The organism is Bathymodiolus heckerae thiotrophic gill symbiont (assembly GCF_900128515.1).
Classification (GTDB): domain Bacteria; phylum Pseudomonadota; class Gammaproteobacteria; order PS1; family Pseudothioglobaceae; genus Thioglobus_A.
This window is the reverse complement of record NZ_FQTP01000104.1, coordinates 1-4,410: the sequence shown is the minus strand read 5'-3', so window position 1 is coordinate 4,410 and position 4,410 is coordinate 1. Positions and strand designations below refer to the sequence as shown.

5 protein-coding genes and 1 pseudogene are annotated in these 4,410 nt (G+C 39.6%); all 6 read right to left on the bottom strand.

Annotated elements, in window-relative coordinates:
• Positions 1–79: 79 nt before the first annotated feature.
• A complete protein-coding gene (locus tag BTHERMOSOX_RS09475) occupies positions 80–898 on the bottom strand; it encodes a hypothetical protein (RefSeq protein WP_138120877.1) in 819 nt (272 codons plus the stop codon).
• A gap of 21 nt (positions 899–919) precedes the next feature.
• Positions 920–1,543 (bottom strand): STY4526/YPO1902 family pathogenicity island replication protein, encoded by a 624-nt coding sequence (locus tag BTHERMOSOX_RS09470; protein WP_138120875.1) that lies wholly within the window; start codon positions 1,541–1,543, stop codon positions 920–922.
• Positions 1,525–2,853: pseudogene (locus tag BTHERMOSOX_RS09465) on the bottom strand (ParB family protein); the annotation flags it as partial. The pseudogene BTHERMOSOX_RS09465 and the gene BTHERMOSOX_RS09470, both read right to left, overlap by 19 nt.
• A gap of 49 nt (positions 2,854–2,902) precedes the next feature.
• Positions 2,903–3,070: a hypothetical protein gene (locus BTHERMOSOX_RS09460; RefSeq protein ID WP_171004723.1), complete on the bottom strand. Its 168-nt coding sequence runs from the start codon at positions 3,068–3,070 to the stop codon at positions 2,903–2,905.
• Positions 3,071–3,117: 47 nt separating this feature from the next.
• Positions 3,118–3,924 carry a ParA family protein gene (locus tag BTHERMOSOX_RS09455; RefSeq protein ID WP_138120871.1) on the bottom strand — a complete coding sequence of 269 codons (807 nt, stop codon included), beginning with the start codon at positions 3,922–3,924 and terminating at the stop codon, positions 3,118–3,120.
• A gap of 22 nt (positions 3,925–3,946) precedes the next feature.
• On the bottom strand, positions 3,947–4,410 hold a 464-nt coding region (locus BTHERMOSOX_RS09450; RefSeq protein ID WP_212744648.1), incomplete at its 5' end, for a hypothetical protein.

Sequence of the window (4,410 nt, the reverse complement as noted above, 5' to 3'; positions counted from 1 at the left end):
AGACCTGTCGAAAGCATGGCCTATCATTTTGGGATTATTTGAAAGATCGCTTATGGGTATAGGGGATATTCCACCCTTATCAGACGCTATCCGTGCGGCCGCTGCCGGTGGATAATGAGAAGTTACGAACGTGGTTATTAAGTATTTGATTTGTATCAGTAAGAATGATTTTATCAGCCATGTTTAAATTTTGAACATGGCTATTTTCTACCGCGTTTAAAATATAAACGTGGCTATTTTCATCCATGTTTAAAATATAAACATGGCGGTTTAGTTCTGATCCTTCTGCTTGACCAACACTCAAACCACGAATAGATTGTGAGATTAATTCAGAAGAATCTGCCTGTAAAAAGTTGGCGTCATTTTTTACCGAGTTAGCTAAGCCTTGCCAAATAGACTCAGCAAGCTTGCTGATTTTTTTGTTTTTATGCGATATCTGCTGCTGCACAAAAGTTAAATAGTCTTTATCAAGATAGATAGAGTCAGAGATAGATACTGGTGCATCGTGGATAGCATAAATATTGCCTTTAAATTGTCCCCCTTGTGTTCGCAGTTGCGAGCAGAGTGATATCCGCCCGGTTAACCTGAGAACATAGTTTATACTCGATACCGCTGCATTGGAGTAATCCAGTGTTTCCGTTAACAATCTGTTCAGGCTCAACATAACAGCCGAACTATGTATCGCCTGGGTTCTAATAATCCCCCATGACCTTACTTCTCTTGAATCAAGCTCTTTATCAACCCATATGGATCTTGGGATGGCATCCTGCCAATTGCCAATATAAACCAGCGAGTCAACAGAGCTTGTGTTTCCTCGCGGTTCACTTGATAACCTTTCTAACTCACTTGATATGCGGTTCGATAGAATCTTTATGTTATCTGATATCTCGTTTTCCATTTCCGTAGCATGCTGCTATTTTTAACAAACACTCTTTGCTGTATATTCAGGGAGTTCTTTATCCCATTTATTTAATACTAGCCATATCACATTGATCCGTATGTTAGTGACTCTTGGTGCGTGTAACAGCTTATCTGCTAACTCATCAGAGTTAATATCTACATGTGTAATATGCTTCCATAGCATATCCTGCTTATCTTCGGATGGCACTGAGGGTCTCCCATCGCTTCTGGGTAAGTTAAGGAATTTTTTATAATTGGCCATATCAGAAGTTGTTAGCCCATATAAGTACTTCATAACTGGATATGACGCTCCTTGTCTGAGTAATTCATAAATTTTATGTTGATGTCTTTTTTTGTCGCCAATAATCACCAGGGCTTTATCCAGAGCCTTTTTATCAAACTGAACAGACAAAATCTTTGCTTGCGTCAAGCCTGACAAGACATGAATATCCTGGCTTCTTAAATCACCAATTATAGACATTTGCTCGTTATTTAACCCCATGCATTCAGCGCTTTTAAAATCACCTTCTGACACCAGTCTTGAAACATATAGTAATGTTTGAAATACATAGTCAGATGCATTGCTCATATATTCCCCATAATTGTAATGATTATTTTCTAAATTTATTCCTGGTAATCCCAAATCTGCTTGTCCGGGTAATGTTTTTTTATTTTTCTAATGTTTTCCATCAACCTAAACAATTTTAGAAAACCTGTGTCAGTTAATGCCACTGGGCATTGTATGATTATCGCTAATAAATTTAATATCTCAGGTGCTTGTTTAACACGATCATTCAGCGCATTAGTACCGCGTTCTTGATGATGAAAAAGCGTAAATAATTCTAAGTGATTCCATGCATGGAATCGTTTTGGATCAGTATTTTGTTCAGACAGTCCGAATAAAAACCACCAAACAATATATTTAAGATATACCGTCTCTTTTTGTCTCTGGGAGCCGTCAAAATCAAATGCTTCAACTGGGCACTCGATAATAAAACCGAGTCCTGAATCACTTTGATGGATGACATGATCCATAACGAAATGGCGAGCAAAGTCACATACCATTTCATAATTTCTACCACGTAAGCCCATCAGGTCGATATCATCATTACCTTCTGGCTCTGGTGTTAATGCGGTTTGATGGGCAGGGGAGATGTTACTTTGTTGATTGCTTGTCGCTTTGTTTTCAGCTAGGTGTTCTGGGTGTTGTTCACTTGCTGCAGCGTGTGAATCACCCGTATCACTTTCTTGAGATTTAGTGGAGGGTATCGAAGCGGTATTATTAGGATAAATCACTCCACTTTGTTGTGCCAATGAATTATAAGCATCACTAGTATTTTGACAGGCTGTAGAGTTCACTATCCTAGCCTGAATCTCAAGAAAAATATGATTGCTTTGAACTTCGATTTCGGCTGCAAGCTGTACATCAAGGTCAGTGCGCACATCTTTTATGTTAAATTCTTCATTATCATGCTCTGACATAATCCCCATAAAAATAAGGTCAAAACGATCAGTTTTATCGCGGCAGTAATCGCTGTAGGTTTGATATATTTTTTTTATTTCATCTATCTTGCGGGTACTTATATTAGCTCTCAATACATGAGGGATCATTTGGTCGAGTTCTATTGCGTAATTTAATCGAGTCAGGCTTTTTCTTGAGATTTTATAACCTCGATCTGCCGCTAGTGTAGAAAATTCGTTACGAGATAATTCTTTTCCAAGCTCAATTTCTATTTCCTCTTTCAGGCTTTTCACCGCATAAGCTTTATCAATTAAAATCATATCGCCACGTATTTCATTTTCTATTAAATGAGACGTGAGAATATTTGACTCAGAAGACCATGGCACAAACAGGCATTGAACCTGATTAAAGGCTTCATCGCCCGTTTCGTTATACAGCTCATTCAGTATTTGCAGGCGTGTATTTCCACCTGATTCAATCATAAACAGATGGTCACCGGTCTTCTGGTGATATTGAAGTTATTATTCAGGCGTTTATTACTTAGAACGGATGCCTTGATTTCATCATAAAGTGGGTTTTTTTCTTTGCGTGGGTTTTGTCATACGCTTTGATTTCAGATAGCTTTAAAATCATTTGGGTGACGGTCAGAGGATCAGATAAAGCCAAAGGAGTATCTGTATGCTCCGCAAAATTACCCTCTAATAACATGCCCTGTACTTGCTTTTTTGTTGCCCTTGCTTTTGATTCATCAGTCTTTACGCTATGTCTGGAAGGTTAGGGATTAATTCACGAGCGAGCTCAACCATAATTTGCTTTGCTGACAAATTATTATTTCGTTTATTTTTCTGCTCTATGCGGTGCACGGGGATTTTTTGAGTCGCTGCTTCTCTGTAGACAACGGAGCTGGGGATAACCGTGTTAAGGATGGTAATAGCGCCTTTGCTAGGGGTGAATGATGCGGCTCTTAATTCTTCGGTGATAATTCTGGCATCAACCGTTCTATCTTGACGATAAATGATGCCGCGAAGCGGGCCTATAGGCGCACCTAATCTTGCCATGGGCTGTAATCTTTCAATCATTTTAACGGTTCCTCGGACAAATTCTTTGGCCGATAAGATTTCCGGGGGAATAGGGGAGAGCATAAAGTCTGCAGCAGTCACTGCAGCATCTTGAAGGGGGCCTACAGCTCCCTGAGTATCGAGTAACACAAAATCATATTGATTATCCAGTTGCGATAATATGTGCTTCAACCTTACCCGACCATCAGGTGTGTCACGTATCCAGTCTCTTAATTTCCCATTGGGATCATCAGAGACGATGATATCCAGATTATCGATATGCGTATGAGAGATAACAGTACGACTATCAGAGTTGATCAGAAAATGAGTCAAGCCATTGTCGGCTTTCTCTTTTAATGCATAATAACTTGAGAGTGTTGGCTGAGGGTCTGCATCAATTAATAGCACGCGGTAACCAGAGTCGGCGAGTAAACCGCCTAAATTGGCTGTTAAGGTTGTTTTTCCTACGCCGCCTTTGGTACTAACAATGGTTATTTTGATCATTTCACCGGACCTGCTTTTTTCGTTATTGACAATCTACAAGGGTCGAACACGCGCTCTTCTTGTTTCTTTTTTTTCTGGGTTCTACTTTTGCATAAAAAAAGTTTGTTAAATCAGTAACGCTAACCCTATCTTCACTCGCTTCAGCCAGGCTAAGCATCAGCTTTTTACGGGGGATCTTGTAACGCGTAATGAGATGTGCCTGTATATAAGCTGCAGAGGTGCCCGCTTTTTGTGCGTATAACACTTTTTCAAGCTCAGACATTGCCAAAAAGAATGCTCTAAAATCTTGTTTCATAAGTCTCTCCCTGTAATTTGAAAGATTAAATATTATCATCAAGATAATTAAAAAGCAAGTCATTACCTTCGCTGAAAATCCTGGAAACGGAGCTTTAGCGAAGTGAAGATTTTTAGTCCGCGATAGCCGTAGGGCCGGTTGTTTTGTCGGAGTCTGAGCGATAGCGAAGGTGGAGACAAAATAAAAGGCCA